The organism is Streptomyces yatensis, assembly GCF_018069625.1.
GTDB classification, from domain to species: domain Bacteria; phylum Actinomycetota; class Actinomycetes; order Streptomycetales; family Streptomycetaceae; genus Streptomyces; species Streptomyces yatensis.
The window spans coordinates 7,837,086-7,858,025 of record NZ_CP072941.1 but is presented as its reverse complement, the minus strand read 5'-3'; the positions used below and the strand labels follow the sequence as shown (position 1 = coordinate 7,858,025).

The window sequence follows — 20,940 nt, the reverse complement described above, 5'->3', positions numbered from 1 at the left end:
CGGCGTTGCGACGCCGAAGGGCGACGGCACCCCCTGCGTGCGAGGGGTGCCGTCGCCCTTGTGCGAACGTCGCCGGCGGTTACTTGCGCATGACCTCCGGCTCATGGCGGCGCAGCAGCCGCGCGACCACGAAGCCGCAGGCGATGCCCAGGAGAATCAGCACGACCATGTCGATGCCCCACTGGGTCGTGGTGTGCTCCCACAGCGGGTCGGTGTCCAGGGGCTTCTTGCTGTCCCACGGCGCCATCATGTGGCCGACGCCCGGGCCCAGGTCCAGCGTGGCACCGGCCGCGCCGACGGCCCAGCGGGACGGCATCAGCCAGGCGAACTGTTCCACGCCGAGCGATCCGTAGATCTTGAACAGGACGCCGGTGAAGACGACCTGGACGATCGCGAACATGACCAGCAGCGGCATGGTCTTCTCGGCGGTCTTCACCAGGGACGAGATGACCAGGCCGACCATCATCGAGGTGAAGCCGATCGCGATGACGGCCAGGCAGAGCTCGGCGGCCGGCGGCATCAGCAGCCCCTCCGGGGGCAGCTTGCGCGTCGAGAGACCGATGGCCGAGATGATGACGCCCTGGCAGGCGGTGATCACGCCGAGCACGATCACCTTGGACATCAGATACGCGGAGCGGGACAGGCCGACCGCCCGTTCCCGTTCGTAGATGACCCGTTCCTTGATCAATTCTCGTACGGAATTGGCCGCGCCGGTGAAACACATACCGACCACGAGAATCAGCAGAACCGTCCCGGCGGCCTGGTTGAAACTGCCCTTCGGGGCCAGCTGAAGGCCGAACTTCGCCGGGATGACGACGCTCACCGACCCCAGCACGGCGGGCAGAATCACCATCAGCCCCATGAAGCCCTTGTCGGAGCCGATCACCGACAGATAGCGGCGGATCAGCGTCCACAGCTGCGAGCCCCAGCTCTGTGGCTTCTGCATCCGGGTCGGCGGCGCCTGGACATGGACGGACTGGGGGGCCACGGAGTCGAGGTCCGCCGCGTACATCTGGTAGTGCTGCGAACCGCGCCAGCGGCCCGCCCAGTCGTAGTCGCGGTAGTTCTCGAACGACGAGAAGACATCCGCCCAGCTGTCGTAGCCGAAGAAGTTGAGCGCCTCGTCCGGCGGGCCGAAGTAGGCCACCGAGCCGCCCGGCGCCATCACCAGGAGCTTGTCGCACAGCGCCAGCTCGGCGACCGAGTGGGTGACCACCAGCACGGTGCGGCCGTCGTCGGCGAGCCCGCGCAGCAGCTGCATCACATCGCGGTCCATGCCCGGGTCGAGACCGGAGGTCGGCTCGTCCAGGAAGATCAGCGACGGCTTGGTGAGCAGTTCCAGCGCGACGGAGACCCGCTTGCGCTGACCGCCGGAGAGGGCGGTGACCTTCTTCTCCCGGTGGATGTCCAGCTTGAGCTCGCGCAGGACCTCGTCGATCCGGGCCTCGCGCTCGGCCTCGGCGGTGTCACCGGGGAAGCGGAGCTTGGCGGCGTAGCGCAGGGCCTTCTGGACGGTCAGCTCCTTGTGCAGGATGTCGTCCTGGGGCACCAGACCGATGCGCTGGCGCAGCTCGGCGAACTGCTTGTAGAGGTTCCGGTTGTCGTAGAGGACATCGCCCTGGTTGGCCGGGCGGTAGCCGGTGAGCGCCTTCAGCAGCGTGGACTTACCGGAGCCGGACGGGCCGATGACCGCGACGAGGGACTTCTCCGGGACGCCGAAGGAGACGTCCTTGAGGATCTGCTTGCCGCCGTCGACCGTCACCGTCAGATGGCGGGCCGAGAAGGAGACCTCACCGGTGTCGACGAACTCCTCGAGGCGGTCGCCGACCAGGCGGAAGGTGGAGTGACCGACGCCGACGGTGTCGGTGGGGCCGATGATCTGCTGCCGGACCGGCTGACCGTTGACATAGGTGCCGTTGTGGCTCCCGAGGTCACGTATCTCGAAACGGCCGTCGGGCAGCGCCCGGAACTCGGCGTGGTGGCGCGAGACCTGCAGATCGGAGACGACCAGCTCGTTCTCCAGCGCACGACCGATGCGCATCACCCGGCCGGCGGCCAGCTGGTGGAAGGTGGTCGGGCTGCGGTCGCCCTGGCCGGGCGCGCCACCGGCCGGGCCGGAGGGGCCGGTGCCGGGGGCGTTCTGCGCGAGGTTGTTCTGCGGGGCCTGGGGCTGCTGCTGCGGCGGCTGGGGCGCCTGCTGGTGCCGCGGCTGCTGATGAGGCGCCTGCTGCTGCGGGATGAACGGCTGCTGATGCGGGGCCTGGGGCTGCTGCTGGGGCTGCGGCCAGCCTTGGGGCTGCGGCGCACCCTGCTGCGGCCCGCCCTGCGGCGCACCCTGCTGCGGCCAGCCGGGGCCGGGCTGCGGCTGCTGCTGGGCGGGGGGCTGCTGGGCGGGGGCCTGCTGGGCCTGCTGGGGCATGCCCATCGCCGCCTGCTGCCCGTACGCACCCGCGGCGCCCATCGAGGCACCGCCGCCGGAGACGCTGAGCCGAGGGCCGTCGGTGGCATTGCCGAGATGGACGGCCGAACCAGGGCCGATTTCCACCTGTTGGATTCTCCGGCCCTGCACATAGGTGCCGTTGGTGGAGCCCTGGTCCTCGATGACCCAACTGCGCCCACCCCAGCGCACCGTGGCATGCCGCCAGGAGACCCTGGCGTCGTCCAGCACCATGTCGCCCTGCGGGTCACGCCCCAGGCTGTACGACCTGGACGGATCAAGTGTCCAGGTCTGTCCGTTCAATTCCAGTACGAGTTCCGGCACTCCATGCCCCACTAGTTGTCCCCCGAGTTACCCCCCTGACAGAGGGAGTCTAGGGATGGCGAACATCCTGAGGAACTATTTCAGGCTCAGTCCCTTCACCGGAAGTCGGGCTTTGACAAGACCACAACTCGGGCGTCATTGACTCATCCGAAAGGCCCTCGGAAAGTGGTAAGCACTGACGGATAGTGCGGATCATGGTTAATCCGGGCAACTCGCGACGATCGGGAGCCGGCGATATGAGCGCGAGCGGTGGCGGACGAGTGCCCTGGGGGCCCGCGCTGCTCGCCGCGATCGCGACGGTGAGCTGGGCGTTTCTGGCCATGGTGGGGATCGCCGCGCTCGGCCTGCATCTGATCGGCGCCGACCGTGCGGGCGCGCTTGGGCCGATGACCGCCGCCGTGACGGTGCTGGCGGTCGGTGGTTCCATCACCCCGTCCGGCGATGTGGGCGTCTTCGGGCTGGAGGGCGCCCAGGCCCGCGCCGCCATCGATATCGCGCCACTCGGGGTGAGCCTGGTCGGCGCGCTGCTGCTGGGGTGGCTGTTCGTACGGTCGCTGCGGGCCGCGGGGGCCGTGATCGGCCGGGCCGAACTCGCCGTGCGCGCGGGCCTCGTGGCCGCGCTCTTCCTGCTGCTGCTCGCCGGGCTGACCTGGGTGGGCAACGATACGGTCACGATCGACGGCGCCACGCTCGTCCTGCCCGGCCTCGGCAGACAGCGCACCGAGCACGATCTGCTGAGCCGGCTCCCCGAGCAGCTGGGCGATATCGCGGACATCGGCGCCGGGCTGCTGCCGGACCGGCTGGCCGAGCTCGTCGACGCCAAGGCCTCCGTCGGCTTCACCGTGGCGGCCGGCCGGTCGCTGCTGGGCGGCGTGGTGTGGGTCGTCGCCGTCCTGCTGCTCGCGCTGCTGGCCTCGCGCCGCACCCCGCTGCCGCCCGGCGGGCAGGCGCTGCACCGCACGGTCCGGCCGGCGGTGTCCGCGCTGTGCGGGGTGCTGGTGCTCGCGGTCGGCGCGGGTCTGGTGGCCGGGATCTACGCGGCGGTCGGGGACGACCATCCGGGGCTGGTGCTCGGGTCGGCGCTGCTCGGCGCCCCCAACGGGGTGTGGATCGGCGTACCGCTGGGGCTGTTCGTGCCCTGGTACGGCAGGGCGAGCGGCGCGCTGCGGCAGGTGCTGCCCGACCCCGTGGACGATCTGCTCGCCGGGCCGGGCGGGGAGCCGCTCACGGTGGGGCGGCTGGCCGAGCTCGACGGCCGGGTCTGGCTGCTGGTGGTCGCGAGTGTGCTGCTGATGGTGGCCGCCGGGGTGCTCACCGCGGCCCGTACGCCCGTGGGGAGCTCCCGGCCGTTCGCCTTCGCGGGGTGGTGTGCGCTGCGGCTGGGCGTGGTGACCGCGCTCGCGCTGCCGCTGCTGGTGTGGCTGACCCGGGTTTCGGCGGGGGCGAGCCTGTCCGTGCTCGGCTTCGACGCCTTCGGAGCGGGGCTCGAGCTGTACGGAAACGCTCCGCTCGCATGTGCGCTGGGCGCGGGGTGGGGCGCGGCGGCGGGGGCCGCCGGGGCGCTGGCGGCATGGGCCACGGGCGCGGCGGGCCGCCGGGCCACGGGGCTCGCGGGGCTCGCGGAGCGGGACGATGGAACGGCCGTCGGGCGACGGGACGACCGGGGCGGTAACGACGGGCGTGGGAGGCCCCACGAGGACGAGGCAGGCGAGGGTCCCGACGGAGGCGAGGGGCACGAGGGAGACGAGGGTCGCGGCGAGGGCCAGGGGCCCGAGGGAGGCGCGTAGCGCGGCGAGGGCGAAGGGCATGACGGCGGACGTGACGCGTGAAGCCGTCGATCATGCGAGGGGTGACGCCGCGGCGACCGGGACATGAACGTTCCGCCTCAGGCGGCCGTCCACGGTGCGGGCTGCCGCGCGCGGCGCGGGAAGGGCCGGATACGGTGGGAAGACCATGAGCACATCGCGGATCCCCCCTGTCACCGCCGTCCCGGACGACGACGATGTCCCCACCCTCCTTGTCAAGATCTTCGGCAAGGACCGCCCCGGTATCACCGCCGGGCTCTGCGACACCCTCGCCGCCTACGGCGTGCACATAGTGGACATAGAGCAGGTCGTCACCCGGGGCCGCATCGTGCTGTGCGTCCTGGTCACGGCCCCGAAGGCCGACGGCGCCGAGGGCGATCTGCGGGCCACCGTGCACAGCTGGGCGGAGTCGATGCGGCTCCAGGCCGAGATCATCTCCGGCCGCGGCGACAACCGCCCGCGTGGCACCGGCCGGTCGCATGTCACCGTGCTGGGCAATCCGCTGACCGCCGAGTCCACCGCCGCCATCGCCTCCCGGATCACCGGCACCGGCGGCAACATCGACCGGATCTTCCGGCTGGCGAAGTATCCGGTGACGGCCGTGGAGTTCGAGGTGTCCGGCGCCGAGACGGAGCCGCTGCGCACCGCGCTGGCCATCGAGGCCGCCGATATCGGTGTCGATGTGGCCGTGGTGTCGTCGGGGCTGCAGCGCCGGGCGCAGCGCCTGGTGGTCATGGACGTGGACTCCACCCTGATCCAAGACGAGGTGATCGAGCTCTTCGCCGCCCATGCGGGCTGCGAGGCCGAGGTCGCCGAGGTCACGGCGCGGGCGATGCGCGGTGAGCTGGACTTCGAGCAGTCGCTGCACGCGCGGGTCGCGCTGCTGGCGGGGATCGACGAGTCCGTGGTGGAGAAGGTGCGCGCCGAGGTCCGGCTCACCCCCGGCGCCCGTACGCTGATCCGCACCCTGAAGCGTCTCGGCTATCAGGTGGGCGTGGTCTCCGGTGGCTTTACGCAGGTCACCGACGATCTCAAGGAGCGGCTGGGGCTGGACTTCGCCTCCGCCAACACCCTGGAGGTCGTGGACGGCAAGCTGACCGGCCGGGTGGTCGGCGAGGTGGTGGACCGGGCGGGCAAGGCCCGGCTGCTGCGGCGCTTCGCGGCCGAGGCGGGGGTGCCGCTGGTGCAGACCGTCGCGATCGGCGACGGGGCCAACGACCTGGACATGCTGAACGCGGCCGGGCTGGGTGTCGCCTTCAACGCCAAGCCGGTGGTCCGCGAGGCCGCGCACACCGCCGTGAACGTGCCATTCCTCGACACCGTGCTGTATCTGCTGGGCGTGACCCGCGAAGAGGTCGAGGCGGCGGACGCGCACGTGGACTGACGCACCCAGGGCTGACGGATCCCGGCCCGGAACGCGCACCGGCCCCCACTCCCCGTACGACGGCGGAGCGGGGGCCGGTGCGGCTCAGATCACGCCCGGGGGATCACCCGGGGATCCCAGGAATCGCGGGATCCCGGAAATCCCAGGAATCGCGGGAAATCGGCAATCACTCGTGGGGCGCCCAGAAGCCGGCGAGGCGCCCGCAGCCGATCTCGACCGACTTCCACGAGCCGCTGAAGGTCACGACGGCGAACGCGGAGGTGGGGAAGGCTCCACGCTCCATCCACTCCCTGGCGCCCTCGTCGGCCTCGCCCGCCAATGCGTCGGCGAGGCCGTGCATCCCGGGGTTGTGACCGACGACCAGCAGATCGGTGACATCGTCCGCGGTCTCATTGATCACCTCGATGAGCTGACCGACCGGGGCGTCGTACAACCGCTCCTCGTAGACGGTCTTGGGGCGGTGCGGCAGCTCGTGGACCACCAGCTTCCAGGTCTCACGGGTGCGCAGCGCGGTGGAGCAGAGGGTGAGTTCGGGGGTGAGACCGGCCTCCGCGATCCGGCGCCCGGCGAGCGGGGCGTCATTGCGGCCGCGCTCCGCGAGCGGGCGCTCATGGTCGGCCACCTGGGGCCAGTCGGCCTTGGCGTGTCGAAGGAGGACAATCCTGCGGGGCACATCGACGCTCATGCGTCCCAGCTTCGCATGAATCGGTGCACGAGGCGCAGGGTGTTGGAACGACCTCGTCAAACGTGAGCACACCCGCGATATGGCGGACACAGCTGATCACCACCGCCTACGGTGGTCACGGTGCCGCGTCCCCGAAGGTCTTGTGCAGCAACTCCACGACCTGCGAGACCGGTCCGGAGACACCGCTCTCGGCATGGGCGTCGGTGGGCCCGGTGAGCAGCAGCAGCAGCGCCGCGAAGGCCACGGTCGGGAGAACGACCGCCCACCACGGCAGCCGGACGTCCATGCCACTGCCCACCGGATGTGCGGGCCGGGTACGGGTGCGGGCGGACATGGGATCGCCTCCGGGTCGCCGAACGTGTCGATGGTTCGACGGTACGGAGCGGGCGGGGCGGCTCCCATCCGGTGAGCCACCCACTTACCCCTGAGCCCAGCCCCCTAGGGGATGGTGGGGCCAGCCCCACCATCCGGTCCCCCGCCCCGGGTCAGGGCGAGGCGAGGGTGGCGATCACGCCGACGACCACGGTGATGCCGAGCATCACGCCGAGGATGATGAGGAGCTTCTTCTGGCCGTCCGGGGGGTTCTCATCGAGCACTGGCATGGCACCAGTCTCCCATCCCCCGTACGCGACGCCGAGCAGCCCTCGCACCCGACACGGATCGGCCCGCGCAGACAGGGATCAGCGCTCGTACGCGATGCCGAGCAGCCCTCGTACGCGACCCCGAGCAGCCCTCGTACGCGAACCCCGATCAGTGCTCGCACGCGACACCGATCAGCGCTCGTCCTCGAGGGTGCGGTCGCGTCCGGCCAGCACGCCCGCGATGATCTGCGGCACCATGAAGCCGGCCATCAGCGCGATGGGCTGTCCCCAGCCGCCGCTGTGCTGGTAGAGCACGCCGACCAGCAGCGGGCCCGGGATGGACAGCAGATAGCCGACGGACTGCGCGAAGGCCGACAGCCGGACCACGCCCGCGTGGGTCCTCGTCCGCATGCCGATCATGGTGAGGGCGAGCGGGAAGGCGCAGTTGGCGATGCCCAGCAGCAGGGCCCAGGCCCAGGCGCCGCCGGCCGGGGCAAGCCACAGCCCGGCGTAACCGGTGAGGCCGAAGACGCCGAGGATGACGACCAGGACGCCCTGGTGCCGCAGCCGGGCGGCGATCCTCGGCAGGACGAAGGCCAGCGGCACGCCCATGGCCATCATCACGGCCAGCAGCAGTCCGGAGGTGGAGGCGGAGACCCCCGCGTCCCGGAAGATCTGCGGCATCCAGCCCATGGAGATGTACGCGGCGGTGGCCTGGAAGCCGAAGAAGACGGCCATCGCCCAGGCGAGGGGGCTGCGGGTGATGCGGATCGCGGGCCCGTCGGCCGGGGCGGCGGTCTCGGCCGCGGCGGCGCTCTCGTCCGTGGCCGCCGCGTCCGCGTCCGTACGGCCCGCGTCCGTACGGCCCGCCCCGCTGGCGGTCGCCTCCGTACGAGTCGCCTCGGCGCCGTCCGCCCCCGCACCGCTCGTACGGTCGCGGGCGAGGAACAGCCACGCCACCAGCGCCACCGCGGCGAGCAGCGCCCACGCCCCGAGTCCGGTCCGCCAGGAGCCGCCCAGCGCGTCGGTCAACGGCACGGTGACCGCCGCTGAGGCGGCGGTGCCCAGCGACAGGCCCATCGAGTACAGCCCGGTCATCGAGCCGACCCGGTCCGGGAACCAGCGCTTGACGATCACCGGCATCAGGACGTTGCTCACCGCGATCCCGGCCAGGGCGAGCGCGCTGGCCGCGAGGAAGGCCACGGTCCCGCCGGCCAGGGGGCGCAGCAGCAGACCGGTGGCGATGGCGGCGAGCCCGGCGCAGACGATGGCCACCGGCCCCCAGCGCCGGGCCAGCCGTGGTGCGGTGAACCCGAAGAGCGCGAAACACGCCGCGGGCACGGAGGTGAGCACTCCGGCGACGGTGCCGCTCATCCCGAGGTCGGCGCGGACCTCTTCGAGCAGCGGGCCGAGACTGGTGACGGCGGGGCGCAGATTGAGCGCGGCGAGGATGAGCCCTGCCGCCATGACGCGGCCTCGCCAGGGCGAGGGAGCGCGGCGCGGGCCTCCCGGTTCCGCCGGGCGGGACGCGGAGTCGGCGGTGTCGAGCGTCGCGAGATCGTCAGACGGGGGCGTGTGCATGCCGACCATCATAGAATGATGGGATGAATGGTCGTCCAGTGGTGAGCGACCGCCCGGTAACGGCCTGACGGCATCATGGAAGGGCCCGCTCGACCCGTTCGTTCACCTCGGGCCACATCCGCCCCACGCACAGGAGAGTCATGCCGCTGACCTCGCCCCGGCGCTCCGCCCTCGCCGACCAGGTGATCGCCCAGCTGCGCGCCCAGATCACCTCGGGCGAATGGCCGGTGGGCTCGCGGATCCCCACCGAGCCCGAGCTGGTCGAGCAGCTGGGGGTCGCGCGCAACACCGTGCGGGAGGCCGTACGCGCCCTCGCGCACAACGGGCTGCTGGACATCCGCCAGGGCTCGGGCACCTATGTGCTGGCGACCAGCGAACTGGCCGGGGTGATGCACCGCCGCTTCGCCGCCGCCGACCCCCGTCATGTGGCCGAGCTGCGCAGCGCCCTGGAGACCAAGGCGGCCCAGCTCGCCGCGGAGCGCCGCACCGAACAGGACCTCAAGCAGCTGGACGCCCAGCTGGACCGGCGCGAGCGGGCCTGGGAGGCGGGCGACCCGGACGCGTTCGTCGAGGCGGACGCCACCTTGCACATGGCGGTGGTCGCCGCCTCGCACAACGATGTGCTGGCGGAGCTGTACGCGGATCTGGGCGCGGTCGTACGGGACTTCCTGCGCGCGGACGTGGGCAGCGGGATGGGCCCGGACACGTATGTGGACCACGGACGGCTGGTGGAGGCGATCCGGGAGGGGGACGGGGAACAAGCGGCGGCCGAGGCCAGCACCCACCCGTTCGGCTGCCGTTTCCGCGCGCGCTGAGCGACAAGCGCACGCTGAGCGATCGCGGCCGGCCAAAACGCCTGAACGCAGGCGGCGGGCTTCGGGCGCGTGGGCCCGGCGCTCAGCGGTGGTGGCTCACCCACGCCTTCCGTATCTCCTTCCAGCAGCGCTCGGCGAGGTCCACGTGCTGGGCCGGGGCGACCTCCACCGGGCGGGCGTCCATGTCCGGGTCCCACCAGCGGTCGCATTCGACATGCAGCTGCACCCGGTCCGCGTTGGGGTTGGGGTTGAAGCAGCTGGCCGTGGCGTGCGAGCCGCGCACCGAGGTGCTGCAGGCGGCCTCGCGCCGCTTGGGCCGTTCCTGGGCTGCGGAGCTGGAGGCGGCGATGACCAGACCCACCGTGGCGACGAGCAGCAGCGCGGCCGCGACACGGCGGGTCGTACGCATGCGGGACCTCCTCGGCCGTGCCGCTGGCGCTGGCGCTCCGGTGAGTCGGTTCGTCGTATGACTCCACAGTGCGGGTGCCCACCACCCGGACGCGCATCCTGCTCCCCCGAACGGGTGAACGCGCACACGGAACGGCCGCCGTCCCGGCCCCCGGTTCGCGGGGGCGGGACGGCGGCCGTCGCGCGGAAACGCCGTGGGCTCAGGCACCCATCATGTGCACACCGCCGTCGACATGCACGATCTCGCCCGTGGTGCGCGGGAACCAGTCGGACAGCAGGGCGACGACGCCGCGGCCGGCCGGCTCCGGGTCGGTCAGGTCCCAGCCGATCGGGGCCCGGTGGTTCCACACGTCCGCGAGCTCCTCGAAGCCGGGGATGGACTTCGCGGCCATGGACTTGATCGGCCCGGCGGAGACCAGGTTGCAGCGCACGTTCTTCTCGCCGAGGTCGCGGGCGAGGTAGCGGCTGGTGGACTCCAGCGCGGCCTTGGCCACGCCCATCCAGTCGTACTTCGGCCAGGCGAACTGGGCGTCGAACGTCAGGCCGACGATCGAGCCGCCGCGCGGCATCACCGGCAGGCACGCCATGGTGAGCGCCTTGAGGGAGTAGGCCGAGACGTGCACGGCGGTGCCGACGTCCTCCCAGCTGCCCCCGAGGAAGTTGAACGCGCCCTGCGGGCCGAAGGCGATGGAGTGCACCACGCCGTCGAGGTCGACACCCTCGCCCAGGTGCTCGCGCACCTTGTCGGCCAGGCCGTCCAGCTGCTCCTGGTTCTGCACGTCCAGCTCGATGACCGGGGCGGGCTTGGGCAGCCGCTTGGCGATCCGCTCGACGAGGGAGACCCGGCCGAAGCCGGTGAGGATGACCTCGGCGCCCTCCTCCTGGGCCAGCTTGGCGGCGTGGAAGGCGATGGACGCCTCGGTGATGACGCCTGTGACCAGGATGCGCTTACCAGCGAGAATTCCACTCATGACGTTCAGTGACCCATGCCCAATCCGCCGTCGACAGGGATGACGGCTCCAGTGATGTACGCGGCCTCGTCGGAGGCCAGGAAGCGGACCGAGGCGGCGATCTCCTCGGGCTGCGCGTAACGCGCGAGCGGTACCTGCTTCACGATGTTCTCGCGCTGGTCGTCGTTGAGCGCGCGCGTCATGTCCGTGTCGACGAAACCGGGCGCGACCACATTGACGGTGATGTTGCGCGAGCCCAGCTCACGGGCGAGGGAGCGGGCGAAGCCCACCAGGCCCGCCTTGGACGCGGCATAGTTCGCCTGACCGGCCGAACCCATCAGCCCGACGACCGACGAGATCAGCACCACGCGCCCCTTACGGGCCCGCAGCATCCCCCGGTTGGCCCGCTTGACCACGCGGAACGTGCCGGTGAGGTTGGTCTCGAGGACGGTGGCGAAGTCCTCCTCGGACATCCTCATCAGCAGCTGGTCGCGGGTGACCCCGGCGTTGGCCACCAGGACCTCGACCGCGCCGTGCTTCTCCTCGATCTCCTTGTACGCCTGCTCGACCTGCTCCGGCTCGGTGATGTCGCACTTGACCGCGAGCAGGTCGGCCGGCGGCTCGCCGGAGCGGTAGGTGATGGCGACCTTGTCGCCAGCATCGGCGAAGGCACGGGCGATGGCGAGGCCGATGCCGCGGTTGCCTCCGGTGACGAGAACCGAGCGGCTCAAGGGACCACCTTCTCTTGTCGATCTTTGTCGACGGCTGTCGATGTCCGTCGCCGTCCGTCGATGTCTGTCGGCGTCCGTCGTCGTCCTTCGGCGTCCGTCGATGTGACGTGCCGGGACGATGCACAGCGCGCGCCGACCCCTACCCCCGCAAACTATCGGTCCCAGGCCCCCGAGGAGGAATCGGGCACCCACAGGGGCGTGTGTCCCTCCCTGTCGACTTCCTACAGAAACCCGGCGGCCGCGGGCCCTCGCGGCGAGCCGTCCCCGGACCGGCCACCCCGGGTCCGCCGGGGTGGCCGGAGCCCTGGGGCTACTGGGCGGCGGGGGCCGTCCATGCCCGGCGGGCCCAGGTCTCCAGGGTGGTCAGCTGGGGGTGCCGAGCGCGCAGGGCGGGGATGTCCGCCCGGTAGCCGTGGTCGTTGAACCAGGCGAACATGGCGCCCATCTCGGAGCTGGCCTGCCGCAGCTGATCGAGATCCTGCTCCTGGAAGCGGGTGGGGATGCCCGAGACCTTCTCGAACACCTCGGCCATCTGCGGACCCGTGAGCTCCTCGGAGGCCAGCTCGAGCTGGGTGCCGATGTACTCCTCGGGGTGGTCGAAGGCGTCGGCGGCGAACAGGCCGATGTCCTCGGGGGCGATCATCTGCAGCGCCGTCCCGGGCTTCAGGGCCAGGCCGAGCACGAGTCCGTCCGCGTCGCGGGCGGGGCCCATGAAGGCGAAATTGTTGATGAAGTAGGTCGGGCGGAGCATGGTCGCGGGCAGTCCGAGGCCGGTGATGTGCTTCTCGATGCGGGCCTTGCTGTCGAAGTGCGGGACTCCGGGGTCGCGCTCGGCGCCGCCGACCGAGCCGTAGACGAGGTGTGCCACCTCGGCCCGTGCCGCGGCCTCGGCGACCGCGCGGCCCTGCCGCTCCTCGGCCTCGATCCCGCCGGGGCCCATGAAGGTCTGCACGCTGTAGACCCCGTACACACCGCGGAACGCGGCGTCCAGCGAACGCGGGTCGTCGAGGTCGCCCGCGACGACCTCGGCGCCCGCCGCGGCCAGCTCCTGTGCCTTCGCCGAGCGCGGGTCGCGGGTCAGCGCGCGCACCGGGTGGCCCCGGCGCAGCAGCTCGCGGGCGACGGAGCCGCCCTGGTTGCCGGTCGCGCCCAGGACCAGAATGGTCCGCTTGTCGGTGTGGGTGGTCATGTTCTCTCCTCTTTCGCGGTTGAGCTGGTCGTGTTCGGTCAGGCAGGCGTTGCGGATGCGGGCGGGGACGCGGCTCAGCCGAGGGCGGGGTAGTCGGTGTAGCCGCGGTGGTCGCCGCCGAAGTAGGTGGCGCGTTCGGGGGTGTTGAAGGGGCCACCGGCGGTGAGGCGGGCCGGAAGGTCGGGGTTGGCCAGGAACAGCGCGCCGAAGGCGAGCAGGTCCGCCGTACCGTCGGCCACCAGCGGCAGCTCGCCCGGGCCGGTCGGATCGTCGCCGGTGGACGGGTTGAGGACGAAGGTGCCGGGCCACTCCTTGCGCAGCCGGGCGGTCAGGTCGCGTACGCCCGGGGCCTCCATCTGGTGCAGATAGGCCAGGCCCAGCGGGGCCAGCCGGGCCACCAGGGCGCCGTAGGTCTCCTGGAGGTCGTCCTCGGCGATGTCGTTGACTGGGTTGCCGGGCGATATGCGGAAGCCGACCTTCTCGCCGCCGACGGCCCCGGCCACCGCGGCCGCCACCTCGGCGCCGAAGCGGACGCGGCCGTCGACCGAGCCGCCCCAGGCGTCGGTGCGCCGGTTGGCGTTGGGGGCGAGGAACTGGTGGACCAGGTAGCCGTTCGCCCCGTGGATCTCCACGCCGTCGAACCCGGCCGCGATCGCGTTGCGCGCCGCGGCCGCGAAGTCCTCGATGGTCCGCGCGATCTCGGTCTCGGTCAGCGCCTTGGGGGTGACGAAGTCCTTGGGGCCGTCGTGGGTGAACACCTTTCCCTGCGGCGTCACGGCGGAGGGGCCGACCGGCACCAGGCCGTCCGGCAGCAGGCTGGGGTGGCCGATCCGGCCGGCGTGCATGAGCTGCGCGAAGATCACCCCGCCCGCGCGGTGCACGGCGTCGGTCACCTTCCGCCAGGCCGCGACCTGCTCGGCGGAGTGCAGGCCCGGGGTGTCGGGGTAGCCCTGTCCGATCACCGAGGGCTGGATCCCCTCGGTGACGATCAGCCCGGCGCTCGCCCGCTGTGCGTAGTAGGTCGCGGTCAGATCGGTCGGGCTCGTGCCCGGGCCGTAGGCGCGGCTGCGGGTCATCGGGGACATCACGATGCGGTTGGCCAGGCGGGTACCGCCCAGGTCATACGGGTCGAATGCCGTCGACATGATCACTTTCCTTCTTCGACATGGAGGCCGCCGCGAGGTGCGGCGCGCCGCTGTCCTGGCGTCCATCACACCATTAACTGTCCGAACAAGTAAATCGTGGTGTCGCATTCCCGGTCGACCGTGATCCATGCCACTGTCGGGGGATCCGGCCAGGCAACAGGCGGGATGTACGGCATAACCGGAGCGCATATCGCGGCACTAAGCTGGTTCCTGTCCGAGCATTAAGATGACCGAGCAGGAAGGGCGAGCACGAGATGACGCAGTCCACGCCGGAGGCCGGGAACAGCGCCGCGGGGATGGGGCAGGAGGCCACCGTCCCGCTGCCGGGCGCCGCCAGAGGCGGGCCGGTCAGCCATGCGATCTTTCGCCTGGCCCGGCTGCACCGCATGTTCGCGGGACAGCTGCTGCGCCGCATCGGCCTGCACCCGGGCCAGGAGCTGGTGATGATGCACCTGTGGGAACTCGGCCCCCAGCGCCAGGCCGACCTGGTGCGGCTGATGGACTCCGACGCCGCCACCATGACCCGCACCGTCCGGCGCCTGGAACAGGCCGGCTTCGTCCGCCGCCGCCCCTCCCCCACCGACAAGCGCGCCTCGCTCATCGAACCCACCGCGGCCAGCCACGCGCTGCGCCGTGAGGTGGAGCGGGTCTGGAGCCGGCTCGAGGAGATCTCGACGGCGGGCCTCTCGGACGACGAAAGCGCCGCGGCCCTGCACACCCTGGAGCACCTGGAGCAGAACCTCGTACGTGCCACGGCCGACCCCACGAGCGCGGACGACCCCCTGGGCACGGACGGCCCCCTGGGCACGGACGACCCGGCGAGCGCGGAAACGGAGCGCTAGGGCTCAGCGGACGGAGGCCGTCGACGCCCAGGAACGCATCGGGCCGGCGAACGCGAGGAGCGGCGCGTCGATTACGGAAGGTGTCGGTCACCCGTGCGAAGATGGCCCGCATGTTTGGGGGAGGGGACGGAAGGCCGCCTGGTCAGGGCGGCAAGATGACGCTGGCGGACCTCGTCCGCCAGGAGACCGCCGCGCGGATGACCGAGCGCGAGAAGTGGGCCGCGCTGCGGACGGCGCGGCTGTACTTCCAGCGCCCGGAGCACCCGGGCTTCCTGGTCTCGGAGACCGCCGACGGCGGTCCGCTGGTCCCGGTCTTCACCTCGCTCGAAGGGCTCGCGCTCTTCGCGGGGGCGTGCGGCTGGGCGTCCACGACGGCCGAGGACCTGGTGGAGCTGTTGCCCGAGGGCGTACGGGCGTTGGTGGATCCGCTGGGTGAGCGCCCCTTCCTGCTGGACGCGCGGACGCTGCGCGACGCGGAGGGCCGGGAAGCGGACGGCCGGGAAGCGGACGGCCGCGAAGCGGATGGCCGCGAAGCCGAGGAACGGCAAGCCGGGCGCCGGGAAGCGGACGGCCACGGCGAGGGCGAGCGCGAGGGGGCTGACGGTGGCGGATCCTGACGCGCGGAATGTGAACCGCGCCCCCAGCGAGGGCGGCGAGCACGGCAAGTACGGCGGAAACGAAGGCGCCGACGGCTACAAGATCGAGATCGAGTCGGTGAAGGGCCTGATCGCCCCGCTGGAGGAGTCGGTCGTCGGAGCCCGCGCCGTGAAGAACGGCCAAGAGAAGCTGACGGGCTACCTCCAGCACTGCGGCGCGCCCGAACTCCTGGAATCCGGCAAGGGATTCCTCAAGGAGTGGGGCTTCGGCATGGGGGAACTGGCCGATCACGCCGATGCGGTCGTCGAGCGGCTGTACGAGGCGGTGGCCGGATACATGCTGGCGGATCTGCTGCGGGTGAAGGACTTCTGGCCCTCGGACGAGAACATGGCCAAGCTCCCCTCCGGCGGCGCGGGCAAGTGGTCCTGGGAGCATGTGGGCGCTCCCGAGATGGAGAAGCGCCCGGAGGAGACGGGATTGTCGAAGTTCTCGCGCAAGCTGCTGGGTGAGTACGAGGACGAGTCCTGATGGGCGATCCGGACGCGGGGCGGACCCCGCAGATTCGAATACCGGTGGACGCCAAGCCCAAGGACCTGATCCCCGGCGATCCGGACGACATCGACGACCTGGTGCTGGAGCTGCGCGCGTACGCGGGCGCCTTCCAGGACGGCAAGGACAAGCTCAGGCCGCTGGAGCTGGCGGACTGGTCGGGCAAGGGCGCGAGCGAGTTCCGTAAGTCGGTCGACCGGCTGCCGAAGGAACTGACCTCGGGCCACGACCAGTTCACCCATGCGGCGAGTGCGCTGGCGGCGTACGCGACCAAGCTGCGGTCGGTGCAGAAGCGCTGTGAGCCGATCATCGAGGACGCGGACGCGGCACGGGCGGCGTCCAAGGCGCACCACACGAAGGTCGAGACGTACAACGACGCGGTGAAGCGCGGCGACGAGCAGTTGCCGGACCGGCCTTCGGAGACCGATCCGGGCATCGCCGCGATGGAGTCGTGCGTCGGTCGGCTGGACAAGCTGATCGAGGAGTTACAGCTGGTCGTCGACGCGTCGAAGAAGAAGATCGACGAGGCGGCGGAGAAGGCCCCCGACAAGCCGAGCAACTGGCAGAAGGTCGGGGACAGTTTCAAGGACGGGCTGTGGAAGGTCCACCACGGCATCCTGGGCCTGGGCGAGATCCCCGCCTCGATCGTCAAGGGCGACGGCAAGGGCCTGGCGATGCAGCTGGCCGGCATGGCGGACGGCGCGGCGTACGCGGCCCAGCACCCCAAGGAGTTCGCGAAGGCGGTCACGAACTGGGACATGTGGTCCAAGGACCCGCTGCGCGCGGCGGGCGAGATCACCCCGTCGCTGCTGCTGGCCCTGGCCACGGGCGGCGCGAGCGCGCTGCGCAAGGAGCTCCGGACGGGCCAGACCGCCGCGCAGCGGCTGGCGCTCCGCAAGAGGGACCTGGGCCGGGACGGCGAGGCGTCCCGCCGGGCGGACAGCGAGGGGACGCAGGACCGGCATACGCGCGACAAGGACTGCGAGACCGACCCGGTCGACGTCGCCACCGGCGAGATGGTCATGCCGGCCACGGACGTGTCCCTGCCCGGGGCGCTCCCCCTGGTCCTGGAGCGCACCTTCGTCTCCGGGCACACCTGCGGCGGCTGGTTCGGCCGCACCTGGGCGGCCACGCTCGACCAGCGGCTGGAGCTGGACGCGGACGGGATCGTGTTCGTCACGGCCGACGGCATGGTGCTGCGCTACGGGGTGCCGACACCCGGGGAGGACACCTATCCGGCGCGGGGCCCGCGCTGGCCGCTGCGCTGGGACGGCGCGGCGGGCGGCACGATGCGGATCGAGATACCCGAGCGGGACCACACGCTGCACTTCACCCCGCTGGCCGGCAACGGCAACGAGCTCCCTCTGGAGGTGATCGAGGACCGCAACGGCCGGTCCATCACGTTCACCTACGACGAGGAGGGCACCCCGCGCGAGGTGGCGCACTCCGGCGGCTATCGCATCGCGATCGACACCGATCCGGAGCTCGCGCGCATCACCGCGCTGCGGCTCCTGGGCGTCGGTGCCGCCGAGGAGGGCACCACACTGGTCTCCTTCGGCTACAACGGCGCGGGCGACCTGACCGAGGTCTTCAACTCCGCCGAAGAGCCGATGCGGTTCACCTACGACGACCAGCACCGCGTCACCTCATGGACGGACCGCAACGGCACCAGCTTCGGGTACGTCTATGACCACCGGGGCCGGGTGCTGCGCACCATCGGCTCGGACGACATGATGACCGGCCGCTTCCACTACGACGAGGCGTCCCGCACCACCGTCTACACGGACTCGCTCGGCCACCGCATCACCTACGTCTTCGACGAGGCGTACCGGGCGGTGTCCCGCACCGACGCGCTGGGCCACACCACGCACACCGAGTGGGATCCGGAGACGCGCCGCCTGCCGCTGTCGGTGACCGACCCGCTGGGCCACACCACGCGCTACGCGTACGACGACTCCGGCAACCTGATACGCGTCGACCGCCCGGACGGCACGGCGGCCACGGCCACGTACGACGGGGACGGCCGGCCGCTGGAGGTGCGCGAACCGGACGGCGCGGTATGGCGTCACGCCTACGACGAGCGGGGCAACCGCGTCCGGACGACGGACCCCATGGGCGCGGAAACGCACTACGCGTACGACGAGTCGGGGAACCTGACCTCCGTCACCGACCCCCTTGGCCACACCACCCGCATCGTGTGCGACGCGGCGGGCCTCCCGATCGAGGTCACCGATGCGTTGGGCAACACGACACGGGTCCGCCGGGGCACCCATGGCCGCATCACCCGCGTCACCGATCCCCTGGGCCATGTCACCCGCCAAGGCTGGACGATCGAGGGCAAGCCCGCCTGGCGCACCCGGCCGGACGGCAGCCGCGAGACCTGGACCTGGGACGCCGAGGGCAACCTCCTCGAACACACCGACCCGGCGGGCAACTCCACCCGCCACACCCACACCCACTTCGACCTCCCGGCGACGCGGACCGAGCCGGACGGGGCGACGTACGCCTTCACGTACGACACCGAGCTGCGCCTGACCGGGGTCACGAACCCGCAGGGCCTGACGTGGACGTACACGTACGACGGGGCGGGGCAGGTCGTCTCGGAAACGGACTTCAACGGCCGCACGCTGTCGTACGAACACGATGCGGCGGGCCGCCTGATATCCCGGGAGAACGGCGCGGGCGAAGCCCTGGCGTACACGCGCGACGCGCTGGGCCGCACGGTCTCGACGCGCACGGCGGACGGCGCGGAGACGACGTTCGCGTACGATGCGGCGGGGCGCCTGACGCGGGCGGCGAACCCGGACACGGAGCTGAGCCGCACGTATGACGCGCGGGGCCGGGTCCTGTCGGAGACGGTGGGCGACCGTACAACGTCGTACGCGTACGACGCGGCGGGCAACCGCACGGAGCGAATCACTCCGAGCGGTCTGCGCTCGACCTGGACGTACGACGCGACAGGCCGCCCGACGACCCTCACCACGGCGGACAACTCCCTGCACTTCGCGTACGACGCGGCGGGCCGCGAGACGATGCGCACGTTCGGCGACGACGTGACCCTGACCCAGGCGTGGGACGCCGTGGACCGCATGACGGGCCAGACCGTCACCGGCCCGGCCAACGCCCTCATCCAGCACCGGGCGTACAGCTACCGGCCGGACGACCACCTCACCGAAATCCGCGAGCTGACGTCCGGCACCCGCCGCTTCGACCTCGACCCGGTCGGCCGCGTGACGGCGGTCCACGCCCACGGCTGGACCGAGACCTACGCGTACGACGCGACGGGCAACCTGACGCACGCCACGGCCACAGGCCACGAGGCGCCCGGCGCCCGGGAGTTCACGGGCACGCTGATCCACCGCGCGGGCCGCACGTCATACGAACACGACGCCCAGGGCCGCCTGACCCGCCGTACCCGCAAACTCCTCAACGGCCAGACCCGCACCTGGACCTACACCTGGAACGCGGAAGACCGCCTGACGGACGCGACGACGCCGGACGGCGAGCGCTGGCACTACACCTACGACCCACTGGGCCGCCGCACCGCCAAGCAGCGGCTGGCGGAGGACGGCACGGTCGCCGAGGCGGTGGAATTCACCTGGGACGGCACGAGGCTGGCACAGCGGGCGACGGCCGAGGGCGCGACGCTGACCTGGGACTACGCCCCAGGAACCCACCGCCCGATAACCCAGACCGAGAATCGCGAATCCAAGGCCCACTTCCACGCCATCATCACCGACCTGGTCGGCACCCCCACCGAACTGGTCACCCCCGACGGCACCCTCGCCTGGCAACACCGCACCACCCTCTGGGGCACGCTCCTCCCCGCCCCGTCCGGCTCGGTCGACTGCCCCCTCCGCTTCCCAGGCCAATACGCCGACCCGGAAACCGGCCTCCACTACAACTACTTCCGCCACTACGACCCGGAAACGGCCCGCTACGCCTCGCCAGACCCCTTGGGGCTCGAGCCTGCCCCCAATCACTACAGCTATGTTCGCAGTCCTCACCACTGGACAGACCCTCTGGGGCTCAGCGCCTGTGAAGACGCAAGTAAGATCGATGTTGACAACCTCAAGATGACGCGCACAGTGGAACGTCACCTTGACGACGTTCACGAGATAAAGAACGACAAGGATGGCGGCAGGGCTTTCGTCCGATCCCGTCCGTTCACAGATTCACGACTGACGATACGGGAAGTGATGGAGGGAAGTGCGCCCTATGCCGATCCACGCGGCACTGAAGGGGCGGTCCGATGGGACACTCCCGGTAGTTTCCATGGCCGGGAGGGCAAATGGGAACTGGTGATTGACACGAATACCAACACGATTCTGCATTTCAATTTTACGAGAGAGTAATGACAATAGAAGCGCTGTGGCAACCTTCCAACGCCCTGCCGGGTGAACTTCTGTACAGCAAGTCGGAGTACGGCTTCCGTTTCCAGGCCGCAAATGCGAAGGAACTGGTAACGAACGAGGGCGGCAGGGGGTTCACCAGCGTGTCGATTGACACCCTGCAAATCGAAATCAGCGTACAAACATGCAGAGCCCTCTACGTATGGGGATACGAGCCCTACACCAGTTGGCGCAACGAGGATTTCGATGCGCCCGAGGCGCGCCCCGGACTGGTCTTTCTGCAGCCAAGCGAGCCATACGAAGAGGGCGTCTCTCTGTCAATCCCGGCTCGGCACTGGGGTCGACGATACAACCGATCCACTGGCTGGTTCGCGACGAGCCCGCATGATCGCGATGACGCCGAATGGCATGTCGAAATCGCCAAGGGAATTGTGCTGGGCGGATCTACACAAGGAATTCAGTCAGTCTACCTACGGCCGACTTTCGAGGACTGAGAAGTACCAGAGCATCACACGTCGAGATCAATCAAACGTCGCCATGGGGGCCGATAAAGCTACTCCCGAGC

Annotated in this window: 18 protein-coding genes; 8 read left to right on the top strand and 10 right to left on the bottom strand. The window is 70.8% G+C overall.

Features of this window, described 5'->3' with window-relative positions; genetic code table 11:
* Positions 1–79 precede the first annotated feature (79 nt).
* Positions 80–2,773, bottom strand: coding sequence for an FHA domain-containing protein (locus J8403_RS32805; protein WP_211126316.1), 2,694 nt, complete (start codon positions 2,771–2,773; stop codon positions 80–82).
* Positions 2,774–2,997: 224 nt separating this feature from the next.
* On the opposite strand from J8403_RS32805, the gene J8403_RS32800 reads away from it, so the two are divergent.
* Together J8403_RS32800 and serB are read left to right on the top strand one after the other, a co-directional pair.
* Positions 2,998–4,548 (top strand): streptophobe family protein, encoded by a 1,551-nt coding sequence (locus J8403_RS32800; RefSeq protein WP_211126315.1) that lies wholly within the window; start codon positions 2,998–3,000, stop codon positions 4,546–4,548.
* Between the two features lie 166 nt (positions 4,549–4,714).
* On the top strand, positions 4,715–5,950 hold the full coding sequence (gene serB / locus J8403_RS32795) for a phosphoserine phosphatase SerB (protein ID WP_211126314.1): 1,236 nt from the start codon (positions 4,715–4,717) through the stop codon (positions 5,948–5,950).
* 166 nt (positions 5,951–6,116) lie between these two features.
* Here the strand turns inward: serB and J8403_RS32790 are convergent, their stop codons facing one another.
* The 4 genes from J8403_RS32790 to J8403_RS32780 form a co-directional block, all read right to left on the bottom strand.
* Positions 6,117–6,635 carry a SixA phosphatase family protein gene (locus J8403_RS32790; RefSeq protein ID WP_211126313.1) on the bottom strand — a complete coding sequence of 173 codons (519 nt, stop codon included), beginning with the start codon at positions 6,633–6,635 and terminating at the stop codon, positions 6,117–6,119.
* 115 nt (positions 6,636–6,750) lie between these two features.
* A complete protein-coding gene (locus J8403_RS32785) occupies positions 6,751–6,969 on the bottom strand; it encodes a hypothetical protein (protein WP_211126312.1) in 219 nt (72 codons plus the stop codon).
* A gap of 151 nt (positions 6,970–7,120) precedes the next feature.
* Entirely contained in the window at positions 7,121–7,237 is a 117-nt protein-coding gene (locus J8403_RS44435; protein ID WP_014059746.1) for an SGM_5486 family transporter-associated protein, read from the bottom strand.
* Between the two features lie 171 nt (positions 7,238–7,408).
* Complete coding sequence (locus J8403_RS32780) at positions 7,409–8,797, bottom strand: CynX/NimT family MFS transporter (RefSeq protein WP_246586100.1); 1,389 nt, start codon at positions 8,795–8,797, stop codon at positions 7,409–7,411.
* A 140-nt stretch (positions 8,798–8,937) separates the two neighbouring features.
* Between J8403_RS32780 and J8403_RS32775 the strand changes: the two genes are divergently transcribed.
* Positions 8,938–9,612: a FadR/GntR family transcriptional regulator gene (locus J8403_RS32775; RefSeq protein WP_093460781.1), complete on the top strand. Its 675-nt coding sequence runs from the start codon at positions 8,938–8,940 to the stop codon at positions 9,610–9,612.
* 82 nt (positions 9,613–9,694) lie between these two features.
* Here J8403_RS32775 and J8403_RS32770 read toward each other — a convergent pair whose 3' ends face one another.
* The 5 genes from J8403_RS32770 to J8403_RS32750 all read right to left on the bottom strand — a co-directional run bounded on the left by J8403_RS32770 (position 9,695) and on the right by J8403_RS32750 (position 14,035).
* Complete coding sequence (locus J8403_RS32770; protein ID WP_211126311.1) at positions 9,695–10,021, bottom strand: hypothetical protein; 327 nt, start codon at positions 10,019–10,021, stop codon at positions 9,695–9,697.
* Positions 10,022–10,220: 199 nt separating this feature from the next.
* On the bottom strand, positions 10,221–10,991 hold the full coding sequence (gene fabI, locus J8403_RS32765; RefSeq protein ID WP_211126310.1) for an enoyl-ACP reductase FabI: 771 nt from the start codon (positions 10,989–10,991) through the stop codon (positions 10,221–10,223).
* Between the two features lie 5 nt (positions 10,992–10,996).
* Positions 10,997–11,701: a 3-oxoacyl-[acyl-carrier-protein] reductase gene (fabG, locus tag J8403_RS32760; protein WP_014059751.1), complete on the bottom strand. Its 705-nt coding sequence runs from the start codon at positions 11,699–11,701 to the stop codon at positions 10,997–10,999.
* 310 nt (positions 11,702–12,011) lie between these two features.
* Entirely contained in the window at positions 12,012–12,890 is an 879-nt protein-coding gene (locus J8403_RS32755; protein ID WP_211126309.1) for an NmrA/HSCARG family protein, read from the bottom strand.
* A gap of 74 nt (positions 12,891–12,964) precedes the next feature.
* The gene (locus tag J8403_RS32750) at positions 12,965–14,035 is read right to left on the bottom strand and encodes an alkene reductase (protein WP_211126308.1); all 1,071 of its coding nucleotides are present in this window, start codon (positions 14,033–14,035) and stop codon (positions 12,965–12,967) included.
* 254 nt (positions 14,036–14,289) lie between these two features.
* Here J8403_RS32750 and J8403_RS32745 point away from each other — a divergent pair, with 254 nt between their 5' ends.
* The 5 genes from J8403_RS32745 to J8403_RS32725 all read left to right on the top strand — a co-directional run bounded on the left by J8403_RS32745 (position 14,290) and on the right by J8403_RS32725 (position 20,869).
* Positions 14,290–14,877: a MarR family winged helix-turn-helix transcriptional regulator gene (locus J8403_RS32745; protein ID WP_246586099.1), complete on the top strand. Its 588-nt coding sequence runs from the start codon at positions 14,290–14,292 to the stop codon at positions 14,875–14,877.
* 155 nt (positions 14,878–15,032) lie between these two features.
* Positions 15,033–15,494 carry an SseB family protein gene (locus J8403_RS32740; RefSeq protein WP_246586098.1) on the top strand — a complete coding sequence of 154 codons (462 nt, stop codon included), beginning with the start codon at positions 15,033–15,035 and terminating at the stop codon, positions 15,492–15,494.
* Positions 15,481–16,002 (top strand): hypothetical protein, encoded by a 522-nt coding sequence (locus J8403_RS32735; RefSeq protein WP_211126307.1) that lies wholly within the window; start codon positions 15,481–15,483, stop codon positions 16,000–16,002. Before J8403_RS32740 ends, J8403_RS32735 begins: the two co-directional genes overlap by 14 nt.
* Positions 16,002–20,378, top strand: coding sequence for a putative T7SS-secreted protein (locus J8403_RS32730; protein WP_246586097.1), 4,377 nt, complete (start codon positions 16,002–16,004; stop codon positions 20,376–20,378). The genes J8403_RS32735 and J8403_RS32730 overlap by 1 nt, the downstream gene beginning before the upstream one ends.
* The gene (locus tag J8403_RS32725) at positions 20,378–20,869 is read left to right on the top strand and encodes a hypothetical protein (protein ID WP_211126306.1); all 492 of its coding nucleotides are present in this window, start codon (positions 20,378–20,380) and stop codon (positions 20,867–20,869) included. The genes J8403_RS32730 and J8403_RS32725 overlap by 1 nt, the downstream gene beginning before the upstream one ends.
* Positions 20,870–20,940 lie beyond the last annotated feature (71 nt).